Below are 25,236 nucleotides of genomic sequence, written 5' to 3'. Positions count from 1 at the left end.
AATATAAAATTAATACATTAAATGTTATTCAAGCTCCACTTTAGTTGCTCCTGCTTCAATAAGTTTTTGCTTGATTTTTTCTGCTTCGTCTTTAGGAACATTAGCAGTTAAATCTTTAGGTAAAGATTCAACCAACTCTTTTGCTTCTCTTAAATTCAATGTAGAATTAACTTCTCTCACAGCTTTAATAACTTCTATTTTTTTTTTCGCATCAATTTCTTTAATCACAACTTTATACTCAGCTTTTTCTTGAGCAGCAGGAGCAGCAGCATTATCACTAATAGGCGCCCCAGCACCAACAGCCCTACCAAGAAAAGAACCAGCAGGCAACCCTATTTTCTCTTCTAGAACTTTTACAAGTTCAGAAGCCTCTAATAGGTTTAAAGATAATATTTTATCAACCAAATCACTTGTTACATTACTCATAATTACCACCTTACTTAACAACAAATTTATTTTTTAGAACTATAATAATCCAAAACTCTCATAAGCCTCATAGAAGATGAATTAATAGACAACGCCAATCGAGCAGGAATATCATAAGATATTAAACGCATAATTTTAACACGCAACTCATCCAAAGAAGGCAACTTAGCCAGTTTATTAACATCTTCCACTGTTAACAATTCATTTATATGAGCCGCGCAAATCACAGACATTTTTTCTTTGTTAGCATTAATAAAATCAACTATTAACTTTGCAGCTTCTACTATGCCACTAGAGTATATAATAGCAACAGAACCAGAAAATTTGCCTGATAAATAAGAAAATTTACCAGTCCTTTCCAAAGCCAAGCGCGCTAGAGTGTTTTTAACTACTAATACCCCACCTGCTATAGACTTCAGGCTATTCCTCAGAGTTAATGAATCATTAGCATTTATAGATTTAAAATTTACTAATATCAAGAAATCATTATTTACAAATACGTTTATTGTGCTCTGTATAAATTCATCCTTATTTTTACGCTTCACGGTATCACTCCCTTAAATTATATCTTCCACTTTGCTTATCTTATAAGCTTCACCCATAGTTGAATTTAAAAAAACACCCTTAAAGTAAATTCCTTTCGCAGAAATAGGTTTATTATCTTTAATTACTTTAAGAAAGGCTTTTAAATTTTCTAGCAAGTCATCAATATCAAATTTAATATTTCCTAATTTACCATGAATAACACCATTTTTATCTGTTCTAAATTTTATCTGACCAGACTTAATGGTTTTAATAGCTTCTGCAATGTTAGAAGTCACAGTACCAAATTTAGGGTTAGGCATCAGCCCTTTAGCACCCAATACTTTTGCAATAGGAGTGATTTTTGCCATAAAATCAGGAGTAGTAATGCACCAATCAACATCTAATTTTCTACCCTTTTTTATTTCTTCAACTAAATCCTCTCCTCCTGCAATATCAGCACCAGCTTTTTCAGCTTCTAATAAATGTTTATCTTGAGCGAAAACAGCTACTTTAATATTCTTCCCGATACCTTTAGGCAAAACTACTGTACCACGCACCTGCTCTTCAGATTTACGTGAATCTACGCCTAAATTGACTGCAATATCAACTGATTCATTAAATTTTGCTGAAGCAGACTCAATAATCTTCTTTAAACACTGCTTAGGATTATCATTATATGTATTCATTTACCTAACCTTCCACAACTTCTATACCCATAGATTTTGCAGTGCCTACAACCATTTTCACTGCTGAATCTTCATTATCCACTTTCATATCAACCATCTTGCACTTTGCCACTTTAATTATAGCAGACATAGGTAATTTAGCCACTAATTCTTTACCAGGATTACCAGAACTTTTACTTAATTTAGCCTCCTGCTTAAGTAAATAAGCCACAGGTGGACCGCTGACAGTAAAATCATGAGAGCGATCATCCTTTATGGAAATTCGCACTGTTACTAAATCGCCTACTTTATAATTAGCGTTAGCAGCGCTAGTAACTTTATTAAAAGCTTCACAAAACTTAGGAACAGGTATACCACGTGGACCAAGTACTGAAGCAATTTTCGGTCCTGGAATTGCTTTCCCAGCTTCCATAAGTAAGTTAATCTTAGCAACTATAACACTCATAATTAATCCTCTATTTTCTCTACTTGAGCCAGATCAAGCTCTATTATTGTCGGCTTACCTAAAATTGATACTTCCACATTAATAATTTTTTTCTCATCGTTTACCATATTTACCTTACCAGTAAAATTTTGAAAAAGACCATCATTAATTTTCACTTTTTCACCTTTTTCATAACCATAACCTAACTTCTTTGTCTCTTGAGCATTATAAAGTGCATTACACATTGAGTGAATCTCATCGTCCAAAATCACCTTTGGAATATTACCATTTTTCAAAAATCCATAAACCTTAAGAGATTTTGGTATATTATTGATAAAATTCAATACTTCATCGCATAAATTCACGTATAAAAAGACATAACCAGGAAAGCATTTCCTTCGTGTAGCAATTTTCTTAGATTTCAACTCTACTTCACTTAGCTCTTCATATGGAATAAAAACTTCCTTAAAGTAATCATTAACACCCAATCTCATAGAATTTTCCAATATATGTTGGCGCACTTTCTCTTCACAATTGGAAGCAACTCTCAAGATATACCATTTATATCTATTAAATTCTTTACACTTTAAACTTATCTCATCATCTGAAATCATCTCAAAATCACCAGATTCGCCACTGCAGAATCCAGGCGTTTGATTCAAAATATTTTTGCTTTCATCACATAGATGCATATATACATACACTTCACATAACTCTTTTATATCAGACTTTGAATTACATACCGTTTGATAAGGAATAAACACTTCCTTAAAATAAACAGCATTACTTACCAATTCGCGTATATTTTGCTCATATCCATAATCAACTCTAATGATATACCATTTATATTCACATTCCATAAATAATTCCAAATAAAGCCTTAATTACGTAAAGAGACATAAAATCCACAAAACAGAAGAAAATCGAAAAGCATAATATAACAATCATCACAACAAATAGAGATGACAACACCTCCTGTTTCTTTACCCAAGCAATTCTTCGTATTTCTTGCTTTATATCATAGAAAAAAACACACAAACTTTTTAACATTTTCACCACAACATTAATGCAGGAGCGATAGGAATTGAACCTACAACCTCTGGTTTTGGAGACCAGCGCTCTACCAATTGAGCTACACTCCTATAACTCAAACTCTCACTCCAAAATTTCAGAAACAACACCAGAACCAACAGTTCTACCGCCTTCTCTTATCGCAAAACGCAATCCCTTATCCATTGCTATCGGTACTTGCAATTCTACTTCTACACTCACATTATCTCCTGGCATTACCATCTCCTTCCCATCTAGCAATTTTATGCTCCCGGTTACATCCGTTGTCCTTAAATAAAACTGTGGCTGGTAATTCGCAAAAAATGGTGTATGCCTTCCTCCTTCCTCTTTCTTTAATATATAAACCTCCGCCCTAAACTTTCTATGCGGCGTTATCGTCCCCGGTTTTGCTAATACTTGCCCTCTCTCCACTTCTTCTCTTTTTGTTCCTCTTAACAATATTCCTACATTGAGTCCTGCACTCCCCTTATCCAGCAACTTCTTAAACATTTCTACACCTGTGCATATCGTCTTTTGCGTCGCTTTCAGACCTATTATCTCTATCTCTTCTCCCGTCTTTATCTCTCCCTTCTCTATCCTTCCTGTTACCACCGTTCCTCGCCCCGATATCGAAAATACATCCTCGATTGGCAATAAAAATGGTAAATCCACAGGCCTTGGTAGAACCGCCACATACTCATCTAACTTTTCCATCAATTTATCTATTGATTTCTTTCCATATTCGCTACTGTCATCCTCCAGCGCTTTCAATGCAGACCCCACTACCACAGGCACTTCATCCCCTGGAAATCCGTATTTATTCAGCAATTCCCTCACTTCCATTTCTACCAAATCTATCATATCAGCATCAGCAACATCAGCTTTATTTATATACACCACGATATATCCAACACCTACCTGCTTCGCTAGCAATATATGCTCTCTCGTTTGTGGCATTGGCCCATCAACCCCCGACACTACCAATATCGCCGCATCCATCTGTGCTGCACCTACTATCATGTTCTTTACATAGTCAGCATGTCCAGGACAATCAACGTGTGCATAATGCCTTTTTTCCGTCTGATACTCAACATGCGCTGTTGCTATCGTTATTCCCCTTTTCCTTTCTTCTGGCGCCTTATCTATCTGATCGTACGCTACAAAATTTCCATAATGCTTTGTTATCGCCGCTGTTAACGTTGTCTTCCCATGATCCACATGTCCTATTGTTCCCACATTTACATGCGGCTTTCCAAATGCTTCCACTACTGCTGTCATAATTATTACCCTTAATTATACTTTAACTTTAACTCATCAACCACATATTGTGGTACTTGTTCATAATAAGAAAAATGCATACTATACTGAGCTCTTCCCTGAGATATAGAACGCAAAACATTTATATAACCAAACATATTCGCAAGAGGTACGAAAGCAAGAATTATAGTGCTACTATTATGCGTTTCCATACTTGAAACTTGCCCCCTTCTGCTATTTACATCGCCCATGATATCGCCCATATACTCTTCAGGCGTAATGATTTCAACTTTCATTATAGGTTCTAACATTTTTGGACCAGCTTTATTTGCCATCTCTTTAAAAGCACCTTTAGCAGCAAGTTCAAAAGCTAAAGGACTAGAATCAACTTCATGAAAAGCACCATCAATAAGGGTAGCCTTAAAATCAATAACCGGAAAACCAGAGATCATGCCTCCTTCTTTTATCAACTCTAAACCATTTTGTACACCAGGAATATATTCTTTTGGAATTGCACCACCTACAATTTTACTTTCAAATTGAAACCCAGAACCAGGCTCAAGAGGTTCAAATATAATCTTTACTTTTGCAAATTGGCCAGCACCGCCGGACTGTTTTTTATGAGTATAATCAATTTCAACAGATTTAGTGATAGTTTCACGATATGCAACTTGAGGCGCACCGACGTTAGCTTCAATGTTAAACTCGCGCTTCATTCTATCAACAATAATCTCAAGATGCAGCTCACCCATGCCTTTCAATATAGTCTGTCCACTCTCCGCATTTACTGACATTCTTAAAGAAGGATCTTCTGCAACCAATCTATTTAAAGCAACACCTAATTTTTCCTGATCTGAAGTAGTTTTAGGTTCCACAGCAATTTCAATAACAGGCTCAGGAAATTCCATACGCTCTAATAATATAGGAAAATCAGGTGAACATAAAGTGTCACCAGTAATTGTTCTCTTTAATCCAACTAAGGCAACTATATCGCCAACTTTAGCTTCGTTTATATCTTCTCTGTTATTTGCATGCATAAGCAGCATTCTGCCAATTCCTTCAGTCTCATTTTTTCCCGCATTTAACACAGCGGATTTGGATTTTAACTTACCGGAATAAATACGAATAAACGTCAAGCTGCCTACAAACTTATCCGTCATCACTTTAAACGCAAGAGCAACGAATTTCTCTTTTTCTGAAGGTTTGATCTCAATTTTCTTTTCTGAATCTTTAGGATCAGTTCCAACAATTACATCAACATCAATAGGAGAAGGTAAAAAGTCAACCACACCATCTAAAAGTGGTTGTACGCCTTTATTTTTAAAAGCTGATCCACATAATACAGGAACAAATTTTCCTTTGATGGTTCCATTTCTCACGCATTTTTTCAGTAAATCTACTGGCAGATCATTAGACTCAAAGTAAGTATTCATCGCTTCATCATCCATCTCAGCTGCAGCATCTAATAAAAGATTTCGATATTCTTGAGCCTTGTCAAGCAAATCAGAAGGAATATCTTCATAAGAAAATTTAGCACCCAACGTTTCTTCTTGCCATATAATGGCTTTCATAGAAATAAGGTCAATTATACCTTTGAAATCTTTCTCACTTCCTATTGGCAACTGAATGACTAAAGGTGCTGCACCAAGCTTCGTCTTTATCATATCAACACATCGATAAAAATGTGCCCCTATTCTATCCATCTTATTAACAAAGCAGATACGAGGAACGCTATATTTATCAGCTTGACGCCAAACTGTTTCAGATTGAGGTTCAACTCCAGCAACTCCATCAAATACAGCAACTGCACCATCCAAAACCCTTAAAGATCTCTCAACTTCAATAGTGAAATCAACGTGACCTGGAGTGTCTATTATATTGACCCTATGATCATTCCAAAAACATGTTGTTGCAGCAGATGTGATTGTAATACCACGCTCTTTTTCCTGCTCCATCCAATCCATAGAAGCTGCCCCATCGTGCACTTCACCAATTCTATTTTGCTTACCAGTATAAAATAAAATACGCTCTGTTGTGGTAGTCTTACCAGCATCTATGTGAGCCATTATTCCTATATTTCTGTATTTAGATATCCCAATTTCCATATCACAATTAATTAGCTAACATTAAAAACGAAGATGAGAAAATGCCTTATTAGCCTCAGCCATTTTATATTTTTCTTCGCACATCTTAAACGCACCACCGCGTTTATTATAAGCATCCAGTATTTCAGATTGCAAACAATCAACAGTGGTTTTTCCACTCTTTTTTCGAGCAGCAGAAGTTGCTTTAGCAATCCACCTTAACGCTAAAGAAATCGCTCTATCTTGTCGAACTTCAACAGGCACTTGATAAGTTGCACCACCAATGCGTCGAGAACGCACTTCTATAGAAGGAGTAACATTTCCTACCGCTGTTTCAAAAATTGATAACCCACCTTCGCCTATTTTCTTTTCAGCTAAAGACAAAGCGTCATAGATAATCTTTTCTGCAGTAGATTTTTTACCACATTTCATGATTGTATTAATGAAACGCATCAGCAAAACACTGCCATAACGCGAATCAGGACTTATTTCTCTTTTTTTTACTTTATTCCGACGAGCCATAAATTTTAACCAGATTTCTTTACACCATATTTTGAACGAGCTTTCTTTCGATTTTGCACGCCACGCAGATCAAGGGCACCTCTTATTATGTGATAACGCACACCTGGCAAATCTTTAACCCGCCCACCACGTATCAAAACAACAGAATGCTCTTGTAAATTATGACCTTCACCAGGTATATAAGCTGTCACTTCACCATACCCACTAATTTTTACTCTGGCTACTTTACGGAGTGCTGAGTTAGGCTTCCTAGGAGTTGTAGTATACACCTTAGTGCAAACACCCCTCCTTTGAGGGTTGCTTTCTCCCAAAGCTGGTACCTTTTTCTTATGGGTCAATCCTAATCTACCCTTACGTATTAATTGATTTATCGTAGGCATATGTTATAAACTCAAGCTCATTAAAATAACTAAGTTTTTAGTTATAAAATAATAAACCTCAATAGTCAATATAAAAATAAACATTACTACTCTAATAATTAAGCTCAACTGCTTTGAAAGCCATCAGTAGACTTCTTGCACTACCTCCCAAGCCACAATTGTCATTCAGTAGAAACGAAAAACTTCCTTGACAAACTCCGCCAGCCCCCTTATTATGACAATAAGGGTATTTATGACTCAAAACTTGTTTTTGACCTGCAGGCTCAATGACAAAATTCAGTAAAAAACTTAGGGTATTTTTTGGCGGATTACATAAAATTATAGCGGCTGCATGTCTTTTTTATTTTTTCTACATTCAGCCAAACCGCGCTTATTTTAAGCGTTAGCACATTATTACAGCGCCAGTTTAAATTATTATAGGGTCAAAACTCGCACCACGGGAGTTCTTTGCCTTTTTTTTCTGCCTGGTAAATTTCTTAAATATTTATAACTAAACGACAACCGTCATCCCTGTAAAGGTCAAGTATCCCGCTACGTGTTAGCGGGATCTATGCTAAGAGATACCGCGAATGAATCGCGGTATGACGGTTCGTGGCGGTATGACGGTTCGCGGTGGCATGACGATAACCTCGTCATCCCGCTGCTTGTTAGCGGGATCTATGCTAAGAGATACCGCGGCGGTATGACGTAGGGGTTGCCAAGAACTTGTCATTCCAGTGCTTGACACTGGAATAGGTGTGTGTATTTGTGAAAAAAAATCTCCATGAAATTTGTGAAGCAATGTGGTGGGACTAGTGCGATTCGAACGCACGACCTTCGGATTAGGAGTCCAACGCTCTATCCTGCTGAGCTATAGTCCCGTGTTTCCTACCATTTATGTAAAGTTATAGCAAAAAATCCTTCTCTTTTCTAGATTTCTTGCATAACCAATTTATGACGACAAGAAACATTTCTGTACTTCTTGAGTATAATGCTATTATATTTAATAACATGGTTTAAGTAAGATTAATGCTAGTTAACAACATTGGTTATTTCTATAACAATCAAGACGACTTTGCTTTAAGCAATATAAACATTAAAGTAAAAAAAGGAAGTGTTGCATGTTTATTGGGGCATTCTGGCTGTGGCAAGTCAACAATTTTGAAATTAATTGCAGGGATAGAAAATCCAAAATCTGGAACTATTTTTATAAATGATAGGTTAGTTGCAAGCAATAAGGCATCAGTCGCTATAGAGCATAGAAATATCGGATTGATTTTTCAGCATTCTGCATTATTTCCTCACAAAACAGTAGTAGAAAATATAACCTTTGCTATCCGCAGCTCTTCCAAGAGAGAAAAGCACCTAATTGCATTGGAAATCTTGAAGTTACTCAATATAGAAAAATATGAAAATATGTACCCTAACGCCTTATCTGGAGGACAGCAACAATTAGTTGCAATAGCAAGAGTGATGGCACAAAACCCTGATGTTGTGTTGTTAGATGAACCATTTTCTAATTTGGATATACTGCTCAAGTGCCGAATAAGACAACATATATTGTCCCTTTTTAGAAGTAAAAATATCCCTGTGCTAATGGTAACTCATGACCCGCAAGAAGCATTGAAAGTTGCAGATTTTATCTACGTAATGAAAAATGGTAAAATTATTCAATCAGGAGTTTCTAGCGATATATACCATAGGCCTAAAGATGATACGCTAGCAAAGTTTTTTAGTGAGCTCTCCTCTACTCTATAGTTAAGCGAAAAGTTTCCACTTATTCGCTGCAAGAAAACAATCTAGTTTGGAATTGTTATAAAATAATTAAAAAACCTTGATTTATAATTAAATAAAGGTGATATAATCTATGTGTTACTTGACTTCAGTCAAGTTTTAATATTTAAAGGTCAATATTTTAAATGGAGGTGAAAATGAGTTTAGGACCATGGCAATTGTTTCTAGTCTTAATAATAATTTTAGTTCTATTTGGTGCAGGCAGATTACCGCAAGTTATGGGTGATTTAGGAAAAGGCATCAAAAACCTTAAACAGGAGCTTAAGGACTCAGAAAAATTATCGTCTAATGAACCAGATCGTTAGCGTCCTCATACTTCGTGACACGCACTAAGGTGCGTGTTACTCACTTAAAGCATCAATTATTTTTCAATCTTTCCGCTTAAGCTGTTGCGTCTGCTTCACCTTCCTCTGAATTCATAATTTTTCTAATATTGTTAAAATGCTTTATAGAAATTTTCGCGGTCACTTTATATAGCATACAAACAAGTCTTGTAGTGAAAATTTAAAAATACAATCATTATTATTAATAAATTTTTATACATACTATACTGATAATGTAAGAGTAAATTTATTTAAATAGTGAGGTACGAAAATGAGTAAAAATAACAATCAACAATACAAAAACTATTCTGAAGATTATAATGGTAAAATAGGTATTAACACTAATGGACAAAAGTTTCAATTAATCAAAAATAACTCAAATCCTGTATACAATTATGAAGTTCGTGATATGGATGGGAATCATATATATAACATTAGAGAACAATGTATACCAAAATTCTTTAATAAGATATATAAGCCTTCAGAGTCAAAGATCTTTGACAAAGCACCAGAAACTATAGAGGAAGTATTACCAAAAGTATTTTCATTCCAAGATGAAGGTATAAAATATAATATAAGGTATGATGACATGTCATCACAAGAGAAGTTCCAAATTCAAAAGGACATTCATGCTGCTTATGAAAATTTTAAAAAATTGTTTGATGTAAACAAACCTGAAACAACTTTAAATTTAGAAGTTAATGTTTTTAACAACAAGAATGATTACCAGAAATATAATGAATTAGCTGGCATTGATGCAGATAATGCTTATGGTGCAACTGATGGTAAAGCGATAGTAGTATACAAATTTGCCGGTATGGACTTTGTTTTAGGTCATGAGCTGGGCCATGTGTTCCAAAATGAGCTATTAACAAGTATGAAGAATTCATTAGACCCTGAATTAGTTGGAAATTTAATTGGGAGTCAAGTAGAAAAAGAAAACAAAAAAGATATAGATAGTGGAGAGATAAAAGAATATCAAACTGAAGAATATGAAAATCCAGCTCATAACAAGGCATTAGAGCTTAGAGAAAGCAATGAAGATGATAAAAAAACAAATATAGTGGAGGAAGAGGAAACAGAAGGAGATACACTATATAATAACAAAGAACTCTATAGAGAAAAAAGAGAAGTGCAAAAAGAAACCACCAAGCTAGATGACAATACAGAAGAAAGTCAATCTACACAAACGAGTGAACCTGGTGTATTTTCATCTATTGCATCTATTTTTAGAAGTTTTATATCATGGATATGGGGCACAGAAGAAGAAAGTGAATCTATCGAATTATCACAGAGTTCATTGTATTCTGATCCATTAAGTGACGAAAGTCATTATTCACAGTCAGATACTAATGATATACTATAACTTTTTTTTATAGGTAGTTTAACCCTTGCGTGTAACCCAAAAAACACGCAAGGGAAAACTGTATTGCATTGATGCTGTAACAAACAACTTCATTTGCACCAACTGCAAGTATAATGACAAAATTACGATTGTACTTTAACTCTAACAATTAACAATAATAAATGTATATTGAAATACAGCAATAATTACGTTAGTTTAAAAGGAATAGTTTGATTAAAGGATAATTGTGCAAAAAAGTGAGAAACTAACTAAAGATAAAAAACTAGCTTCTGATATTCTAAAAGAGGTTGCAGATACCAATAACAATGATAGCGATAAAGTAACTTTGTTTGACATTAAAACAGCTTTGCATGAGCGCGGTTTTGGTATTTTAATAATCATCTTCTCCTTGCCGCTATCGGTGCCTATACCGGTTCCACCTGGTTATACAACTATTCTTTCTATACCTTTAATCTTATTCTCACTGCAGCTTCTATTTGGATTTGATTCTCCTTGGATGCCCAGTTGGCTAGAAAGAAGGTCTTTTCAGCGTTCAACACTAGCTCTTGTGGTAGAGAAAACTTCCCCTGTATTAGAAAAAATAGAAAAATTCATGAAGCCAAGACTATCTTTCATTTTCTATGGGCCTGGTGAGAAGATTCTGGCTTTTATGATGTTGCTTTGTGCAATAATAATAGCTCTTCCATTACCTTTTACTCACTTCCTTCCTGCAATTGGCACAACTCTTATTTCACTTGGTATTATGAGTAAAGACGGGTTTCTATCCATATTGGGAGTTTTAGTGTCATTGTGTGCGTTGTTGCTTACTCTTGTTGTAATAGTCAAAGGACCACAACTTATAACCGGAGCACTTTCTCTTCTTAAAAGCTTTACAACACTTTAACAAAAGAATGAAGTACTAGCGCGAAATGAATAATGCATATTGAAATAAAATAATAATTGTGTTAAGAATTACTTTTATCAAGGGTTTTTCGTGTCACAAAATGATAAGTTGACTAAAAGTGATAAACTAGCTTCTGATATTCTAAAAGAGGTTGCAGATACTAATAACAATGATAGCGATAAAGTAACTTTGTTCGATATTAAAACAGCTTTGCATGAGCGCGGTTTTGGTATTTTAATAATCATCTTCTCCTTGCCACTATCGGTGCCTATACCGGTTCCACCTGGTTATACAACTATTCTTTCTATACCTTTAATCTTATTCTCACTGCAGCTTCTATTTGGATTTGATTCTCCTTGGATGCCCAGTTGGCTAGAAAGAAGATCTTTTCAGCGTTCAACACTAGCTCTTGTGGTGGAGAAAACTTCTCCAGCATTAAAAAAAATAGAAAAGTTCATGAAACCAAGAATGTCTTTTATTTTCTATGGGCCTGGCGAAAAAATTTTAGCTTTTGTAATGTTGCTTTGTGCATTATCAATAGCTCTTCCATTACCTCTTACCAACTTTATTCCTGCAATTGGTACGACTCTTATTTCACTTGGTATTATGAGTAAAGATGGGTTTCTATCCATATTGGGAGTTTTAATATCATTGTGCGGACTATTGCTTACTCTTGTTGTAGTAGTCAAAGGGCCACAACTTATCATTGGGGCATTTTCTTTTCTCAAAAGCTTCGTATATGGTTAGGCTTTACAACACCTTAACAAAAAAAAAGGAACTTTTTACACCAATCGATAAAGATCATGTGAAAATGTATGTTTGCGGACCAACAGTATATGACACAGCACATATAGGCAATGCACGGTCTGTCGTTGTGTATGATGTGTTATTTCAGCTACTTAAGTTTTGTTATGGCAAAGTTACCTATGTGCGTAACATAACCGACATTGATGATAAGATAATCAATGCAGCAAGTGAGAAAAATAGCAACATAGAAAGTATAACCACATATTACATTAAAGCTTTTCATGATGATATGGAAAGCATAAATTGTAAAGAGCCAACACACGAACCAAAAGCAACGGAAAACGTAGATTATATTATAGAATTAATTGAACATTTACTGCAATCAGGCCACGCTTACGAATCTGACAAACACGTGTATTTTAATATAGAATCTTACCATGAATATGGTGCTTTATCAGGAAAAAAAACTGATGAATTGGTTCCAGGTAGCAGAGTTGAAGTTAATGAAAATAAAAAGCACCCTGGAGATTTTGTACTGTGGAAGCCTGCAAGTGATATTGACTACAAACTTTCAAGTTATTGGGATAGCCCATGGGGAGAGGGCAGGCCTGGATGGCATATAGAATGCTCAGCAATGTCATATGCTTATCTTGGCAAAGATTTTGATATTCATGGTGGCGGCATAGATTTACAATTTCCTCACCATGAAAATGAAATTGCACAGAGTAAGTCTGCATTTGCTGGATCAATGTTTGCAAAATACTGGATACATAACGGCTTTCTTACAGTAAATGAAGAAAAAATGAGCAAGTCCTTATTTAATATAGTCAAAGTAAGAGATTTGCTAGATAGTGGAATAAAGGGTGAAGTAATACGCTATGCACTGCTCAAAACTCACTACAGAAAACCACTTGATTGGACAGAAAACGTTATTTCTGATGCACAGGAAACCTTAAATAAATTTTATCGGTTATTACGTGGCTTAGATACAACGAATATTGATGAAAGTAACGCAGAGATTTCTAAAGATTTTATAGACGCTTTAAAAAACGACTTAAACATTCCTGAAGCTCTAGCTATACTGCATGAAATGGCTGCAAAAATCAACAAAATGAGTAATGAAAGTGAAAAGCTTAAATTAACTGAGAGTTTTGTTAAGAGTGCCAGATTTATTGGTCTTCTTGAGTCAAGTTATCAAGAGTGGTTTGCTGTGGATGTAAATCATCAAGAAATAGAAAGGTTGATAGACTTAAGAAAAATTGCAAAAAAAAATAAAAATTACGATACTGCAGACAAAATAAGGGATCAGTTGAAACAAATGGGGGTTACAATTTCTGACAATGAAGATGGTACAACAACTTGGTAAACTTATATGGAAGATTACTTTCTGCTGTTTAAAGATAGCCTATTATCATCGTTAATCTTGCCTATACACCAAGGCTTTATGTTTGAAGCTATGCTGTACTTTAGATCACATCACAATCTACTACTTATGTTATTTTTTGGAGTACTAGGATCAAGCCTTGGTGGAATAGTTAATTGGTACTTAGGTAGAATAACAATCTCTATACGAAAATCATACCACAAATTAGAAAACGAATATACAATGCCAAAAGTTACAAAAAATTTGCTAATTTTTGCAACTTTATTACTTTCATGGGTGCCAGCACTTGGAAGTGTGATTCAAATTTTATCAGGTTATTTCAAGTTAAACCTTTATATCCTTGCCCCTTTAATCATTCTATCTAATTTCTTCTATTTGTTATATCTAATACTTACTTTTGGAGTATAACAGCTATAGTATTACAGCTATTAAAGCCCACTTCTGTCATCCTATGCCCTGATAGAAGCGGAGCTATAAATTAAATGCAAAATTTCAATAGTCACGGGATGCACCATGAGCTAAAAGCAATTCTACAAGTTCTTGGTGATTATTATTAGCTGCATAATACAATGCTGTTCTTCCTTCATTATTTTTAGTGTTAACGTCTGCGTTATGCTTTAGTAGTATCTTAACTACATCAATCTTTCCCTTCATAGCAGCGAGGTGTAGTGGAGTATCACTATTTCTATTTCTGGCATTAACATCTGCACCCTTTTCAATAAGATATTCTGTTATTTCTAAGTTTCCATGAAAAACAGCATAGTGTAGTGGAGTTTCATAATATCCACCCTCAGCACTAGCAACCTTCTTAACAAAATATCCTACTATATCCAGCCCACGTAAACTAGATAGATGTAATGGAAGGAACTTGCTCTTAGCATTAATGTCAACCCCTCTACTCACGAGATACTTTGCTACATCCAGTTCTCCACTACAAACAGCCAAATGCAATAGAGTATCATTATATTTATTATTAATATCAGTTTTATCAACTAGATATTTTACTATTTCCAATTTTCTATTCCGAATAGCAAAGTATAGAGGGATGTTAGCATATTCATCTTCAGCGTTAATATCAGCTCCTTTCCTTATAAGATATTTTATTACACTCAAGTTTCCATTATCAGCAGCAAAGTGCAATGGAGTTCTACAATCTATGTTCTTAGCATTAACGTTAGCACCTTTAAAGACCAGGCACTTTACTATGTCCAATTCTCCACTATCAGCAGCAAAGTGCAATGAAGTACTGCAAAGTCTGCTCTTGGCATTAATGTCAGCACCTACATCAATTAGGTACCTTACTGTATTCAATTCTCCACCATAAACAGCTGACATCAAAGGAGTCCAGTCAGCTTCATCTCTGGAGTTAATATCAATACCTTTACTAATTAGGTATTTTACTACATACAATTTCCCATTTTTAGCAGCAACGTGTAGTGCTGTCCTACCATAATTTTTCCTAGCATTAATAATGTTATTAAAACTACTTGAATGTTCTTTTTCTATATGTGTTAATAGAGCCTTAATTGCTTTATAGTTACCATTCTCAGCAAGTAAATGCAAAGGGGTACTTATCTCCGTATAAGAAATTTCCTGGTAGGTATAAACCGAGTCAAAATAAAAATCATCAATTAACCCACTGTGTTTACTTGCATATCCCCAAACAGATGCAACATGAATTGTACTATCTTTTACTATATTACCACTATTTATTAATTCTAGGGCTTTTCTGAGAACTTCTTCTTCTCGGCCTTCCTTTTGTAAATTCAATTCAGTTACTTTCTGCACTAGTCTGTGAATGTTTGCCACTCCCTCTTTTAAGTCAATCATTGAATATCTATCGAGTAATACCAAACTTCGTTATTGGGAAGACAAATAGAATATACGATAAATTCACTTAAACCTCCAGTTATAGGCGGAAAGCACTCTTTTTCATTTGTCTCATTATTATTGAGAATTGGTATAACTTAACAGCATTCCACAGCTTTTCTTCATCATCTGCTATTAATTTTGAAAAGATTTCTTCTATACGAATCTTGTCAGGAGCAAGGTAGGCCATTATTTCCAGAATACTCAAAGCTTCAAAACCACATTCTTTTTGTGCTATAGCGTCAATTGTAATTTTCCAAGTTATGAATGTTGTTTTAGTATAACGGTCACTTTTATTTTTGAGTTCAAAATCAAGCAGCTTTTTTGCCTCTTCTTCATATCTTTTCAGATAGTCACTAACACCAATTTTTTCTTTACCCCTATAACTTAGTACAACATTTTTTTCATTAATATATGCAGCTGCTTGTTTTAAAGCTAACGGGAAATATTGTAATTCCTCTGTTAGGTTTTTTATTTCTTCATCTTGTAAATTATTTCTTATATTTAAAGCCCTCTTAACAAACTTCAAAGCCTCCGTTTCTTTGAATACACCTAACTGTATTGTTTTTATCTCTCCTTTATCTTCTGATATTCCCCAATCCTTATTACGAGAGGTAATTAAAATATAGGGCTTATTATCCAAGGAGAGCGGTAAAAACTTACTAATATCTTTATACCCTTCAGCATTATCAAAAATGAATAGGCTTTTCCTTCCCCTTCTTGCAAAGAAAGCATATGTTTCTTTAACAATAGTTTCTATCATCTTGTCATTTCCGTACTTATCCTGGGGAGAAATGCCTAGTTTATCATCTTTAGCTAAGTCCAGAAAAGAACTTTCCATAGTCTTAGAGTTTTCAGCACTTATCCATATAACATTACCGTAATAATCCTTTCCATATTTGTAAGCATATTTCCTAGCTAACTCACTCTTACCTACCCCTCCAAGACCACTAATAGAGGCAACCTGCGATATCACCGCTTGTTTTTTTGCACTTCTTTGTAGCACATTATGCAGAGCTGTTAACACTCTGCCTCTGCCAGTAAAAGATGCCACTGGCTCTATTACATCAAACCAAACCGCTCCTAAAATTTCCTCTCTTATTTTTTCAATTAGGGCTTTCGCCTGTTCGTATGATAGAAACTCCTCCCCCTCTTTTTCCAATAAAATCAGCACTTCTTCCTGGTAACGGCTGTAGAAGTGACTTGCATCAGTATTGCTGAATTCCTTGCCCAATTCACTCTTAATAATTTCACTAAGTTCAGTTCCGCTTGGCAAATTGACTGCAAATACTAATTTATTTAAAAAGTCTTCTATTTCTTTATCGCTGACTTCTCTACCTACCTCACGCTTTACAAAATCCTTATTTTCCTGCAAGTATGAGATAATACTATTATCAAATTTATATCTTATACCAATTCCTAAAAATAAATAGACGAATAAAGAAAAATTTCTAAAATAGAATAATTTAAGAATTAGTGGGGAGTTATGGCAGGAAAAAGTAAAGCAATAGGAGAAGAATTATATAATAAGTGTAACCTGGAATTAAAGAAGCACGGCATAAGAGGAGAGATAGGAAGAAGATTACAGGCAATAATATCTGCAAAAGAATATGGAATAACAAAAGTTGCTCAAATATACCGAATTACTAGAACTACATTGATGAAGTGGATTACAAGATTTAAGGAAGGAGGAGTCAATGCGTTTAAAATACAACCAGGACGTGGAGTAAAGCCGAAGTTGAGCTACAAGCAGCAAGAAGAAATTAAAAATGTCATAGCAGAAGAAGGAGCCAACCTAACGGCTAAGAAATTAAAAATCATAATTGAGAAAATGTTTTCTATTGAGGTAAGTAAGTCTACAGCACATAGACTGATGCAAAAGTTAGGTTTTTCGTATATTACTCCAAGGCCTGTGCACAATAAACAGGATAAAAATAAACAAGAAGAGTTTAAAAAAAAATCTTAATGAAACTATTGTCACGTATCCCGAAAAAGAGCTATTTTTCTTCGATGAGTTGCGGTTTGGCACACATTCAAAGATTGGACACGGGTGGTTTAAAAAAGGCATTAGGACACAGGTTAAGGTAAAATTAGGTAGGCAAAACTTTTATCTCTATAGTGCAGTTAATCCTAGAAATGGAGAGAGTTCTAGCTTATTCGTACCAAACGTCAATACTGATTGTATGAATATATTCCTTGAGCAGATGTCACAATATTTAGGAACAAGGGAGGCATTTCTTGTTGTGGATTGTGCAGGATGGCATAGATCCAAAGGTTTAAAAATACCACAAAATATTACCTTAATCTATTTACCTCCATATTCACCAGAGTTAAATCCAGTAGAGCGTTTATGGCAATATTTGAAAGACAATCTCATTAAAAATAGAATATATGACTCTGTTAGTTTATTGGAGGATACTGTATGTGCATTCATTCGTAATATTACGGAAAGTTCGATCAAAACCATTTGTTCTGTGAGTTATTTGCCTACTTATTTATGAGATTTGGTACTACACCATCACCTACATCCAGAAACTCATCTTGTGTGTCTATTCTTATGACTGAAATTTCCTTTCCTTTATTCTTCCTACTCGACATCATTCTCAGCTTTCTTACTGGATGCAGTGTCAAATCCGCGGAATCAAAATCATCATTTGTAATAATGACAAAATCCTCTATTTCACCCTCAAACTCTCCACTACTTTTGATCTTTAAATAAGCAATGAGATATTTTATTAAGCCAAACGCACCATTCTTTCCCGGTGTTAATAAGTCACCTATGCTGATCTTTTTGTGCCTACCCTGCCTGTGCTTGACTTGTATGAATCTATGTACTATTTTCCCATCTTGTTCATACCGAAGAACAATATCATCAAAATCCTTAGCTGATTTTTTCTCTGTGAATAGGCGGAAAGAATACTCTCTATCTACTGCATGTTTAGGAAACAGCATTAGCCATCTCGCTTGATACATAATACCATGAAAGGTGCGCTTAACCGCCGAGCAGGATAATCTTATACCAAATCTCATAAATAAGTAGGCAAATAACTCACAGAACAAATGGTTTTGATCGAACTTTCCGTAATATTACGAATGAATGCACATACAGTATCCTCCAATAAACTAACAGAGTCATATATTCTATTTTTAATGAGATTGTCTTTCAAATATTGCCATAAACGCTCTACTGGATTTAACTCTGGTGAATATGGAGGTAAATAGATTAAGGTAATATTTTGTGGTATTTTTAAACCTTTGGATCTATGCCATCCTGCACAATCCACAACAAGAAATGCCTCCCTTGTTCCTAAATATTGTGACATCTGCTCAAGGAATATATTCATACAATCAGTATTGACGTTTGGTACGAATAAGCTAGAACTCTCTCCATTTCTAGGATTAACTGCACTATAGAGATAAAAGTTTTGCCTACCTAATTTTACCTTAACCTGTGTCCTAATGCCTTTTTTAAACCACCCGTGTCCAATCTTTGAATGTGTGCCAAACCGCGACTCATCGAAGAAAAATAGCTCTTTTTCGGGATACGTGACAATAGTTTCATTAAGATTTTTTTTTAAACTCTTCTTGTTTATTTTTATCCTGTTTATTGTGCACAGGCCTTGGAGTAATATACGAAAAACCTAACTTTTGCATCAGTCTATGTGCTGTAGACTTATACCAAACTTCGTTATTGGGAAGACAAATAGAATATACGATAAATTCACTTAAACCTCCAGTTATAGGCGGAAAGCACTCTTTTTCATTTGTCTCATTATTATTGAGAATTGGTATTACTTACCTCAATAGAAAACATTTTCTCAATTATGATTTTTAATTTCTTAGCCGTTAGGTTGGCTCCTTCTTCTGCTATGACATTTTTAATTTCTTCTTGCTGCTTGTAGCTCAACTTCGGCTTTACTCCACGTCCTGGTTGTATTTTAAACGCATTGACTCCTCCTTCCTTAAATCTTGTAATCCACTTCATCAATGTAGTTCTAGTAATTCGGTATATTTGAGCAACTTTTGTTATTCCATATTCTTTTGCAGATATTATTGCCTGTAATCTTCTTCCTATCTCTCCTCTTATGCCGTGCTTCTTTAATTCCAGGTTACACTTATTATATAATTCTTCTCCTATTGCTTTACTTTTTCCTGCCATAACTCCCCACTAATTCTTAAATTATTCTATTTTAGAAATTTTTCTTTATTCGTCTATTTATTTTTAGGAATTGGTATTACAGGCATCCTCAACCTCACATAATTTTAAAGATGGTGCCGACAAATGGTAAAAAAATAATAAAATTATATGTCATGAGATTAAAGATATCGTAGCGTAAATCTGAGAATATCTACGAGATGTGCTGTTATGTAAATAAAAAAATGTGACTAATTACTTAATCTTTCACTCAAAATTGAATTCACGATATCAGGGCTGGCTTTTCCCTTGGTGGATTTCATAACTTCGCCGACAAAGAATCCGTATAATTTTGTTTTACCGCTTTTGTATTCTTGAACTTTATCTTGGTTGTTATTGATGATTGTGTCGATAACTTCTGATATTTGACCTTTATCGGTTATTTGCTTTAGGTCCTGCTCTTCTATGATGAGAGATGCAGGTTTGCCAGTTTCAAACATACTATCGAATACTTGTTTGCCAAGTTTAGCAGAGATTGTTCCATCAACGATAAAATCTAAGAGTTCGGACAAAGCATTTGCTTTGATTGGAGAGTCAGCAATATCAATATTTGCTTTATTTAAACGACCGAAAAGCTCTACAGTTAACCAGGTGACCGCGAGCTTTGAATCATGTTTTTTTATCAATTCCTCAAAGTAATCAGCAATCGCCTTATCGGAAGTAATGACGTTTGCATCGTATTCGTTGATACCTAATTTTTCAATGTATCGCTGCTTTTTCTGCTCTGGCAACTCAGGCAAAGATGATTGAATTAAATCAATTTTCTCCTGGCTTACCTCAACAGGTAATAAATCAGGCTCAGGGAAGTATCTATAGTCGCTTGCATCTTCTTTGTTTCGCATCACTTTTGTTTTTCCCGAAGCAACGTCAAACAATAAGGTATCTTGACTTATTTCTTCCCCACCTTCTAAAATTTCAATTTGTCTTTGTATTTCATAGTCTATAGCTTGCACAATATAACGTATCGAGTTCAGATTTTTTATCTCACAACGAGTGCCAAATGTGCTACTGCCTTTTAGGCGGACAGAAACATTTGCATCACAACGAAGTGATCCCTTTTCCATATCACCATCACATGAACCAATGTAACGCAAAATCTGCCTCAATTTTTTCATGCATTCTGCAGCTTCCGCAGATGAACGGAGATCTGGTTCTGAAACAATTTCCATTAAAGCAACCCCTGCACGATTTAAATCCACATAAGTTTTGCTTTCCTCATGAACGCTCTTTCCTGCGTCTTGCTCTAAATGAATTCTCGCAATTCTTATTTCCTTTTCATTGTCGTTGATAAATACTCTACCATTTTTAACTATTGGCTCAAAAAACTGGGTTATCTGGTAACCTTGCGGTAAATCAGGATAAAAATAATTTTTCCGATCAAAGTAAGAACACTTATTAATTTCTGCAGAAAGTGCAAGACCGGTGCGTATTGCTTGCTCTATGCAGTAATAATTTAGTATTGGCAGCGTACCTGGCATTGCCGTATCAACTAGAGAAACTTGAGTGTTATGCTCAGCACCAAACTCCGTTGATGAGCTAGAAAATAGCTTCGTATTAGAAGAAACTTGAGCGTGCACCTCAAGCCCAATTACCGCTTCCCAATCCTCTTTCGTCATGTATTTTATTTAAATGATAATCTTAATATTCTGCAAAATTAACACAAAAAGTCAAAACAAAACCCACATTTTTATTTTTTGTCTTAACTTTTTAACCTATAGTAATTAAAATATGACCTTACCCAGAAAGAGTGAAGAGAAAGAAAAGGCGTTTTTTTATAATAAAAATGTTTTTTCAAAGGGAGTAGTAATGACAAAAAGAAGAGAATATACAGTTGAGTTTTAATTAGAAGCTGTGTATTAAACAGCGTAGACATTCTGCTATTAATTATTGCATTCCTGAGCAATTTGATTCATTATTCTTTTTGTAAAAAATTTTCTTGACTTTCTCTCTACTTTTTCTGGGTAAGGTCACTTTAAAGGAAGTCTAATAGATGCTACATAGAAATCCAGATGAGTTTCTAAAGTCTATTCCAAAAGATAAGCGCATAATGTGCCTTGACATGGGAGAAAAGCAAATAGGCATAGCATTTAGCGATAAAACACAGCTTATAGCCACAGCTCATAGTGTATATTATAGGAAAAATATGAGCAAAGATTTAGGTTATCTGCATAGAATATTCAAAGAAAATGAAGCTGGATCAATGGTAATAGGACTACCATTAAAAATGGACGAGCAAGAAACTAAATGGTGTAAAACCATAATCCAATTCGCAAATAAAATAATAAAAAAATATAAAGTACATATATACTTACAAGACGAAAGCTTCTCAACATCTATCGCAACTCATACACTAAAAATCACTGGAATATCAATCACAAAATCGAAAAAAATAGATGATAAAATCTCCGCATGTATTATTTTGCAACGAACGTTAGACAAGATAAATACAATCAAATAGTTTTTTCAGATCTGGAAATCTTCAAACTGAATCTCATATAAAAGTTACTCAACAAAACAAGAACCTTTCGTATAAGCATGACAAATTGCTACAGCAAGAGCATCAGCAGCATGGTGACATTTTATACTCAAATTTTTAACTATTTGCTTCACCATAAATATAATCTGATCCTTATCAGCATGGCCATTTCCGGTAATGCTTTTTTTTACATAGTTTGCATCATATTCATTCATAGTTAGCTTTGTTATTTTTAACGCTAAAATTACAACCCCTCTTGCATATCCTAAAGTTAGTGAAGATTTAGGATTTTTATTAACAAAAATTTTTTCTACTGCAGCTTCATTCGGAGAATATTGAAATATTACTTTCTTTAATTGTTCAAAAATTATATGTAAGCGTTCACCTGTACCCAATTTACCATCAGTTGATATGGTACCGCCGCCCAAAAATTCAATATTATTTTTCTCGTTCAGGCTGATAATGGCCCAACCAGTCTTGCTTATCCCTGGATCTAGACCTATTATTTTAACCACTTAATAAACGCTTAACCAATAGACAAACAAAAATAAAAACATCCAGACTACATCTACAAAGTGCCAATACCAGGAGGCAAACTCAAAGCACAAATGGTCCTGAGGTGTAAACTGGCCTTTCCGCGCTCTAAATAAACACACTGATAAAAATATTATTCCTATTATAACGTGTGCGCAGTGAAAACCGGTAATCATATAAAAATTGGATGTATAAATAAGCTTTTCTCCTGTTTCTTGTAGAGAAAAACTCGCTTCATGATACTCTATTGCTTGCACTATTATAAAAAAAACCCCAAGCAATATAGTTATGGACAGCATTTTAATCATGCTCTTTTTATCATTTTCAAGTAAAGAGTGATTTGCCCAAGTAATTGTTGTACCAGAAAGCAATAATATTAATGTATTCATGAATGGTAGTGACCACGGATCAGGTGGCAAAATTCCCTCAGGGGGCCATTCAACTTTTTTTGCAGGAGAAAACGCCTCAAATAAAAAAACTGGATCAAGCCAGGCTTTAAAGAATGAACAAAAGAACACTATAAAAAATACGACCTCCGAGAGAATAAATAAGTACATTGCAAATTTGAGTCCATGTTTTACAATGGTAGTATGACATTTATCATAAATGGCCTCCCTTATTACATCTCTCCACCAATAGAACAGCACCCCTGATACTGCGGAGATTCCCAGAACTAAACAAAACATTCCGAAAATTTGTTTATGAAGCGCGCCAACTAATCCAAGTGCAAGAATAAGAATTGCTGCTGATATAGCAATTGGCCAAGGACTTGGGTCCACTAAATGAAAATCATGTTCTTTACTTTTCATAGCATTTTAAAAAATACTTACTAAGGATACAAATTAGCTTAAAATTGTCAATGTTCCTTAGGAAATTGATTGAATCTTGAAAAATTATATGCACCGTTCAAAAAATCTAACACAAATTGTGCAGTTATTCTAAACAACTCAAGCATTTTGCTCTTTTCATTTTCTCTTGCTCTGCTGCAATATCCATCAATAATATTTTCCAAAATAATGCATCCAGACTTTACTGAATCACTGTAACAAAAATAAAACCAATCCCTATATCTATTATTTTTTTTGAATCTATTTTTCATGCTATCAACGACAGTCTTGTATATAAACATGCAAGAATACAAAACCGTCATAGCCTCATAGGTATTACTATACGGGATGGATAAAAGAAAATTAGTGAAATTAAAACACTCAAGAGATTTCTTTCCACGACTTATACTGTACATAGTAAAGTAGTAGTCATATAGCACTCTATTAACAGTCACTGCTCTTTGGGCTACTTCAGTAAGCGAGATAATACTACTATAATCTTCCATTCTGGATGCAGTAATTAAGGTGGTACGAATATAATCACCTAAGAGCAACGTCTTTTGTTGAGCATAGAATTTGAAGTTCTCTATATTTAGGGTGTTATTCGCCAACTTAACATTAAAAGGATGCTCAATTATATCCTTTAAAAGATTTGACCCGTAACAGCTCCTAATTATGCCACTGAACACTGTAGTTACCGATAAAGATCAAGTCAACGTAAATAATCCGCTGCTAATATTCTTTGCTAGATATATTAGAGTAATACATCTCATCCCAGAATATTACCTCAAGTTCTAATCCGTTACGAAAAAACTCGAGCATCTTTTTCTTCTCCTTATTACTAGATTCTCTATACAGCTTATTCACAATCTCAGTTATAGCATCAGCTGTGTTATCCACTATATTAGTATTATAGAGATTAATCCATTTTTTATACTTATTGCTTGAAGGAATGCTATCTTTTACCGTATGTTGAAAGGTGATCTGACACATACCAAAACATGGATAAGAAGCTGCTAAGCCTTCAGCTACTGAATTATGGTATGCAGCACGCATGAAGAAATCAATAAAGGCAGAACTAGATTTCGATCTTTTGTGATTATCGGATGAGTTACATTCTGTAAACTGCTCCTCGCATAGACTTCGCATACTGAATATTTTACGAGCTATAAAGGTTAATTTATCCATTGTTTCAATATCATTAGCTCTAGCTGCAATAATTAAAAAAGCACGAGTGCAATCCACTAAGCATAAAAAAGTCTGTTGAACGTAGAACTTGAACTTCTTATAACTTAATTTGCCATTCATCAATTCAACATAAAAAGGATGTTCTTCTATTCTATCAATAAGATCAGATGATTCTTTTATAGCTATGCTACAGAATTCTTCTTCTATTTCGTTATACATTTTATGAGCCTCACAATAAAAACTGAATATAATAATTATCACTAATATAGTATAATTATTATGAAAAAGCAATTATACTTCAACAATAAGCTAGTATA

The 25,236-nt window shown here is 34.5% G+C and carries 28 protein-coding genes, 2 tRNA genes and 1 pseudogene; 9 read left to right on the top strand and 22 right to left on the bottom strand.

Annotated elements, in window-relative coordinates; genetic code table 11:
* Window positions 1-24: 24 nt before the first annotated feature.
* The 12 genes from rplL to AAGD99_RS05275 all read right to left on the bottom strand — a co-directional run bounded on the left by rplL (window position 25) and on the right by AAGD99_RS05275 (window position 8,214).
* On the bottom strand, window positions 25-426 hold the full coding sequence (gene rplL, locus AAGD99_RS05330; protein WP_341822804.1) for a 50S ribosomal protein L7/L12: 402 nt from the start codon (window positions 424-426) through the stop codon (window positions 25-27).
* A gap of 26 nt (window positions 427-452) precedes the next feature.
* Complete coding sequence (gene rplJ / locus AAGD99_RS05325; RefSeq protein ID WP_253307300.1) at window positions 453-971, bottom strand: 50S ribosomal protein L10; 519 nt, start codon at window positions 969-971, stop codon at window positions 453-455.
* 12 nt (window positions 972-983) lie between these two features.
* The gene (gene rplA / locus AAGD99_RS05320) at window positions 984-1,637 is read right to left on the bottom strand and encodes a 50S ribosomal protein L1 (RefSeq protein ID WP_182183217.1); all 654 of its coding nucleotides are present in this window, start codon (window positions 1,635-1,637) and stop codon (window positions 984-986) included.
* Window positions 1,638-1,641: 4 nt separating this feature from the next.
* The gene (locus AAGD99_RS05315; protein WP_253307298.1) at window positions 1,642-2,082 is read right to left on the bottom strand and encodes a 50S ribosomal protein L11; all 441 of its coding nucleotides are present in this window, start codon (window positions 2,080-2,082) and stop codon (window positions 1,642-1,644) included.
* Between the two features lie 2 nt (window positions 2,083-2,084).
* A complete protein-coding gene (gene nusG / locus AAGD99_RS05310) occupies window positions 2,085-2,921 on the bottom strand; it encodes a transcription termination/antitermination protein NusG (protein WP_341823216.1) in 837 nt (278 codons plus the stop codon).
* Window positions 2,911-3,111 (bottom strand): preprotein translocase subunit SecE, encoded by a 201-nt coding sequence (gene secE / locus AAGD99_RS05305; protein ID WP_205517846.1) that lies wholly within the window; start codon window positions 3,109-3,111, stop codon window positions 2,911-2,913. Before secE ends, nusG begins: the two co-directional genes overlap by 11 nt.
* 19 nt (window positions 3,112-3,130) lie before the next feature.
* Window positions 3,131-3,203: transfer RNA gene (locus AAGD99_RS05300), tRNA-Trp, on the bottom strand.
* A 13-nt stretch (window positions 3,204-3,216) separates the two neighbouring features.
* Entirely contained in the window at window positions 3,217-4,389 is a 1,173-nt protein-coding gene (gene tuf, locus AAGD99_RS05295) for an elongation factor Tu (protein WP_341822803.1), read from the bottom strand.
* An 11-nt stretch (window positions 4,390-4,400) separates the two neighbouring features.
* Window positions 4,401-6,473 (bottom strand): elongation factor G, encoded by a 2,073-nt coding sequence (gene fusA, locus AAGD99_RS05290; protein ID WP_341822802.1) that lies wholly within the window; start codon window positions 6,471-6,473, stop codon window positions 4,401-4,403.
* A 21-nt stretch (window positions 6,474-6,494) separates the two neighbouring features.
* Window positions 6,495-6,974, bottom strand: a complete 480-nt coding sequence (gene rpsG / locus AAGD99_RS05285; RefSeq protein ID WP_341822801.1) for a 30S ribosomal protein S7 — start codon at window positions 6,972-6,974, stop codon at window positions 6,495-6,497.
* Between the two features lie 5 nt (window positions 6,975-6,979).
* Window positions 6,980-7,354 (bottom strand): 30S ribosomal protein S12, encoded by a 375-nt coding sequence (gene rpsL, locus AAGD99_RS05280; RefSeq protein WP_006279787.1) that lies wholly within the window; start codon window positions 7,352-7,354, stop codon window positions 6,980-6,982.
* A 783-nt stretch (window positions 7,355-8,137) separates the two neighbouring features.
* A tRNA-Arg gene (locus AAGD99_RS05275) sits at window positions 8,138-8,214 on the bottom strand.
* Window positions 8,215-8,362: 148 nt separating this feature from the next.
* Here AAGD99_RS05275 and AAGD99_RS05270 point away from each other — a divergent pair.
* The 7 genes from AAGD99_RS05270 (at window position 8,363) to AAGD99_RS05240 (ending at window position 14,238) form a co-directional block, all read left to right on the top strand.
* Window positions 8,363-9,091 (top strand): ABC transporter ATP-binding protein, encoded by a 729-nt coding sequence (locus AAGD99_RS05270; protein ID WP_253309408.1) that lies wholly within the window; start codon window positions 8,363-8,365, stop codon window positions 9,089-9,091.
* A gap of 173 nt (window positions 9,092-9,264) precedes the next feature.
* A complete protein-coding gene (locus tag AAGD99_RS05265; RefSeq protein WP_006013840.1) occupies window positions 9,265-9,432 on the top strand; it encodes a twin-arginine translocase TatA/TatE family subunit in 168 nt (55 codons plus the stop codon).
* Window positions 9,433-9,721: 289 nt separating this feature from the next.
* Window positions 9,722-10,816 (top strand): hypothetical protein, encoded by a 1,095-nt coding sequence (locus AAGD99_RS05260; protein ID WP_341822800.1) that lies wholly within the window; start codon window positions 9,722-9,724, stop codon window positions 10,814-10,816.
* A 226-nt stretch (window positions 10,817-11,042) separates the two neighbouring features.
* Window positions 11,043-11,699, top strand: a complete 657-nt coding sequence (locus AAGD99_RS05255) for an exopolysaccharide biosynthesis protein (RefSeq protein ID WP_264735898.1) — start codon at window positions 11,043-11,045, stop codon at window positions 11,697-11,699.
* 90 nt (window positions 11,700-11,789) lie between these two features.
* The gene (locus tag AAGD99_RS05250; RefSeq protein WP_341822799.1) at window positions 11,790-12,446 is read left to right on the top strand and encodes an exopolysaccharide biosynthesis protein; all 657 of its coding nucleotides are present in this window, start codon (window positions 11,790-11,792) and stop codon (window positions 12,444-12,446) included.
* On the top strand, window positions 12,439-13,812 hold the full coding sequence (gene cysS / locus AAGD99_RS05245; protein WP_341822798.1) for a cysteine--tRNA ligase: 1,374 nt from the start codon (window positions 12,439-12,441) through the stop codon (window positions 13,810-13,812). The genes AAGD99_RS05250 and cysS overlap by 8 nt, the downstream gene beginning before the upstream one ends.
* A gap of 6 nt (window positions 13,813-13,818) precedes the next feature.
* Window positions 13,819-14,238, top strand: a complete 420-nt coding sequence (locus tag AAGD99_RS05240; protein WP_096560637.1) for a hypothetical protein — start codon at window positions 13,819-13,821, stop codon at window positions 14,236-14,238.
* Between the two features lie 84 nt (window positions 14,239-14,322).
* Here AAGD99_RS05240 and AAGD99_RS05235 read toward each other — a convergent pair whose 3' ends face one another.
* Both AAGD99_RS05235 and AAGD99_RS05230 read right to left on the bottom strand, forming a co-directional pair.
* Window positions 14,323-15,639 (bottom strand): ankyrin repeat domain-containing protein, encoded by a 1,317-nt coding sequence (locus AAGD99_RS05235; RefSeq protein ID WP_341822795.1) that lies wholly within the window; start codon window positions 15,637-15,639, stop codon window positions 14,323-14,325.
* 100 nt (window positions 15,640-15,739) lie between these two features.
* Complete coding sequence (locus tag AAGD99_RS05230; protein ID WP_341822794.1) at window positions 15,740-17,074, bottom strand: NB-ARC domain-containing protein; 1,335 nt, start codon at window positions 17,072-17,074, stop codon at window positions 15,740-15,742.
* A gap of 111 nt (window positions 17,075-17,185) precedes the next feature.
* On the opposite strand from AAGD99_RS05230, the gene AAGD99_RS05225 reads away from it, so the two are divergent.
* Window positions 17,186-18,200, top strand: a protein-coding gene (locus AAGD99_RS05225; RefSeq protein WP_341822277.1) for an IS630 family transposase whose coding sequence is annotated in 2 segments (ribosomal slippage) — window positions 17,186-17,650 and window positions 17,652-18,200 — 1,014 coding nt in all. Because the reading frame shifts where the segments join, the coding sequence is not laid out codon by codon here.
* On the opposite strand, the gene AAGD99_RS05220 is transcribed toward AAGD99_RS05225, so the two are convergent.
* The 4 genes and pseudogenes from AAGD99_RS05220 to gatB form a co-directional block, all read right to left on the bottom strand.
* A complete protein-coding gene (locus tag AAGD99_RS05220) occupies window positions 18,187-18,729 on the bottom strand; it encodes a hypothetical protein (RefSeq protein ID WP_341822792.1) in 543 nt (180 codons plus the stop codon). The two genes, AAGD99_RS05225 and AAGD99_RS05220, sit on opposite strands and share 14 nt — an antisense overlap.
* A pseudogene (locus tag AAGD99_RS05215) lies at window positions 18,726-19,374 on the bottom strand (IS630 family transposase); the annotation flags it as partial. The gene AAGD99_RS05220 and the pseudogene AAGD99_RS05215, both read right to left, overlap by 4 nt.
* Before the next feature lie 100 nt (window positions 19,375-19,474).
* The gene (locus AAGD99_RS05210; protein ID WP_341822791.1) at window positions 19,475-19,858 is read right to left on the bottom strand and encodes a helix-turn-helix domain-containing protein; all 384 of its coding nucleotides are present in this window, start codon (window positions 19,856-19,858) and stop codon (window positions 19,475-19,477) included.
* A 227-nt stretch (window positions 19,859-20,085) separates the two neighbouring features.
* On the bottom strand, window positions 20,086-21,510 hold the full coding sequence (gene gatB, locus AAGD99_RS05205) for an Asp-tRNA(Asn)/Glu-tRNA(Gln) amidotransferase subunit GatB (protein ID WP_341822790.1): 1,425 nt from the start codon (window positions 21,508-21,510) through the stop codon (window positions 20,086-20,088).
* A gap of 374 nt (window positions 21,511-21,884) precedes the next feature.
* Here gatB and ruvX point away from each other — a divergent pair, with 374 nt between their 5' ends.
* Window positions 21,885-22,352 (top strand): Holliday junction resolvase RuvX, encoded by a 468-nt coding sequence (ruvX, locus tag AAGD99_RS05200; RefSeq protein ID WP_253309368.1) that lies wholly within the window; start codon window positions 21,885-21,887, stop codon window positions 22,350-22,352.
* Window positions 22,353-22,396: 44 nt separating this feature from the next.
* Here the strand turns inward: ruvX and ruvC are convergent, their stop codons facing one another.
* Genes ruvC through AAGD99_RS05180 form a run of 4 tightly spaced genes read right to left on the bottom strand, consistent with a single transcriptional unit; the run spans window position 22,397 to window position 25,138 of the window.
* A complete protein-coding gene (gene ruvC / locus AAGD99_RS05195) occupies window positions 22,397-22,885 on the bottom strand; it encodes a crossover junction endodeoxyribonuclease RuvC (protein ID WP_253309367.1) in 489 nt (162 codons plus the stop codon).
* A complete protein-coding gene (locus AAGD99_RS05190) occupies window positions 22,886-23,713 on the bottom strand; it encodes a cytochrome c oxidase subunit 3 (RefSeq protein ID WP_341822789.1) in 828 nt (275 codons plus the stop codon).
* A gap of 47 nt (window positions 23,714-23,760) precedes the next feature.
* Window positions 23,761-24,420 (bottom strand): TenA family transcriptional regulator, encoded by a 660-nt coding sequence (locus AAGD99_RS05185; RefSeq protein ID WP_341822787.1) that lies wholly within the window; start codon window positions 24,418-24,420, stop codon window positions 23,761-23,763.
* A 43-nt stretch (window positions 24,421-24,463) separates the two neighbouring features.
* Complete coding sequence (locus AAGD99_RS05180; protein WP_341822783.1) at window positions 24,464-25,138, bottom strand: TenA family protein; 675 nt, start codon at window positions 25,136-25,138, stop codon at window positions 24,464-24,466.
* Window positions 25,139-25,236: the final 98 nt, after the last annotated feature.

Source organism: Wolbachia endosymbiont (group A) of Clivina fossor (genome assembly GCF_964026865.1).
Taxonomy (GTDB): domain Bacteria; phylum Pseudomonadota; class Alphaproteobacteria; order Rickettsiales; family Anaplasmataceae; genus Wolbachia.
This window is presented reverse-complemented; position numbering and strand designations above follow the sequence as displayed.

Excerpts from the sequence above, each read along its gene's own strand:
- rplL (WP_341822804.1), bottom strand. The coding sequence starts at position 426 with ATGAGTAATGTAACAAGTGATTTGGTTGATAAAATATTATCTTTAAAC.
- rplA (WP_182183217.1), bottom strand. The coding sequence starts at position 1,637 with ATGAATACATATAATGATAATCCTAAGCAGTGTTTAAAGAAGATTATT.
- AAGD99_RS05315 (WP_253307298.1), bottom strand. The coding sequence starts at position 2,082 with ATGAGTGTTATAGTTGCTAAGATTAACTTACTTATGGAAGCTGGGAAA.
- nusG (WP_341823216.1), bottom strand. The coding sequence starts at position 2,921 with ATGGAATGTGAATATAAATGGTATATCATTAGAGTTGATTATGGATAT.
- secE (WP_205517846.1), bottom strand. The coding sequence starts at position 3,111 with ATGTTAAAAAGTTTGTGTGTTTTTTTCTATGATATAAAGCAAGAAATA.
- tuf (WP_341822803.1), bottom strand. The coding sequence starts at position 4,389 with ATGACAGCAGTAGTGGAAGCATTTGGAAAGCCGCATGTAAATGTGGGA.
- fusA (WP_341822802.1), bottom strand. The coding sequence starts at position 6,473 with ATGGAAATTGGGATATCTAAATACAGAAATATAGGAATAATGGCTCAC.
- rpsG (WP_341822801.1), bottom strand. The coding sequence starts at position 6,974 with ATGGCTCGTCGGAATAAAGTAAAAAAAAGAGAAATAAGTCCTGATTCG.
- rpsL (WP_006279787.1), bottom strand. The coding sequence starts at position 7,354 with ATGCCTACGATAAATCAATTAATACGTAAGGGTAGATTAGGATTGACC.
- AAGD99_RS05270 (WP_253309408.1), top strand. The coding sequence starts at position 8,363 with ATGCTAGTTAACAACATTGGTTATTTCTATAACAATCAAGACGACTTT.
- AAGD99_RS05265 (WP_006013840.1), top strand. The coding sequence starts at position 9,265 with ATGAGTTTAGGACCATGGCAATTGTTTCTAGTCTTAATAATAATTTTA.
- AAGD99_RS05260 (WP_341822800.1), top strand. The coding sequence starts at position 9,722 with ATGAGTAAAAATAACAATCAACAATACAAAAACTATTCTGAAGATTAT.
- cysS (WP_341822798.1), top strand. The coding sequence starts at position 12,439 with ATGGTTAGGCTTTACAACACCTTAACAAAAAAAAAGGAACTTTTTACA.
- AAGD99_RS05240 (WP_096560637.1), top strand. The coding sequence starts at position 13,819 with ATGGAAGATTACTTTCTGCTGTTTAAAGATAGCCTATTATCATCGTTA.
- AAGD99_RS05220 (WP_341822792.1), bottom strand. The coding sequence starts at position 18,729 with ATGAGATTTGGTATAAGATTATCCTGCTCGGCGGTTAAGCGCACCTTT.
- AAGD99_RS05210 (WP_341822791.1), bottom strand. The coding sequence starts at position 19,858 with ATGGCAGGAAAAAGTAAAGCAATAGGAGAAGAATTATATAATAAGTGT.
- gatB (WP_341822790.1), bottom strand. The coding sequence starts at position 21,510 with ATGACGAAAGAGGATTGGGAAGCGGTAATTGGGCTTGAGGTGCACGCT.
- ruvX (WP_253309368.1), top strand. The coding sequence starts at position 21,885 with ATGCTACATAGAAATCCAGATGAGTTTCTAAAGTCTATTCCAAAAGAT.
- AAGD99_RS05190 (WP_341822789.1), bottom strand. The coding sequence starts at position 23,713 with ATGAAAAGTAAAGAACATGATTTTCATTTAGTGGACCCAAGTCCTTGG.
- AAGD99_RS05180 (WP_341822783.1), bottom strand. The coding sequence starts at position 25,138 with ATGTATAACGAAATAGAAGAAGAATTCTGTAGCATAGCTATAAAAGAA.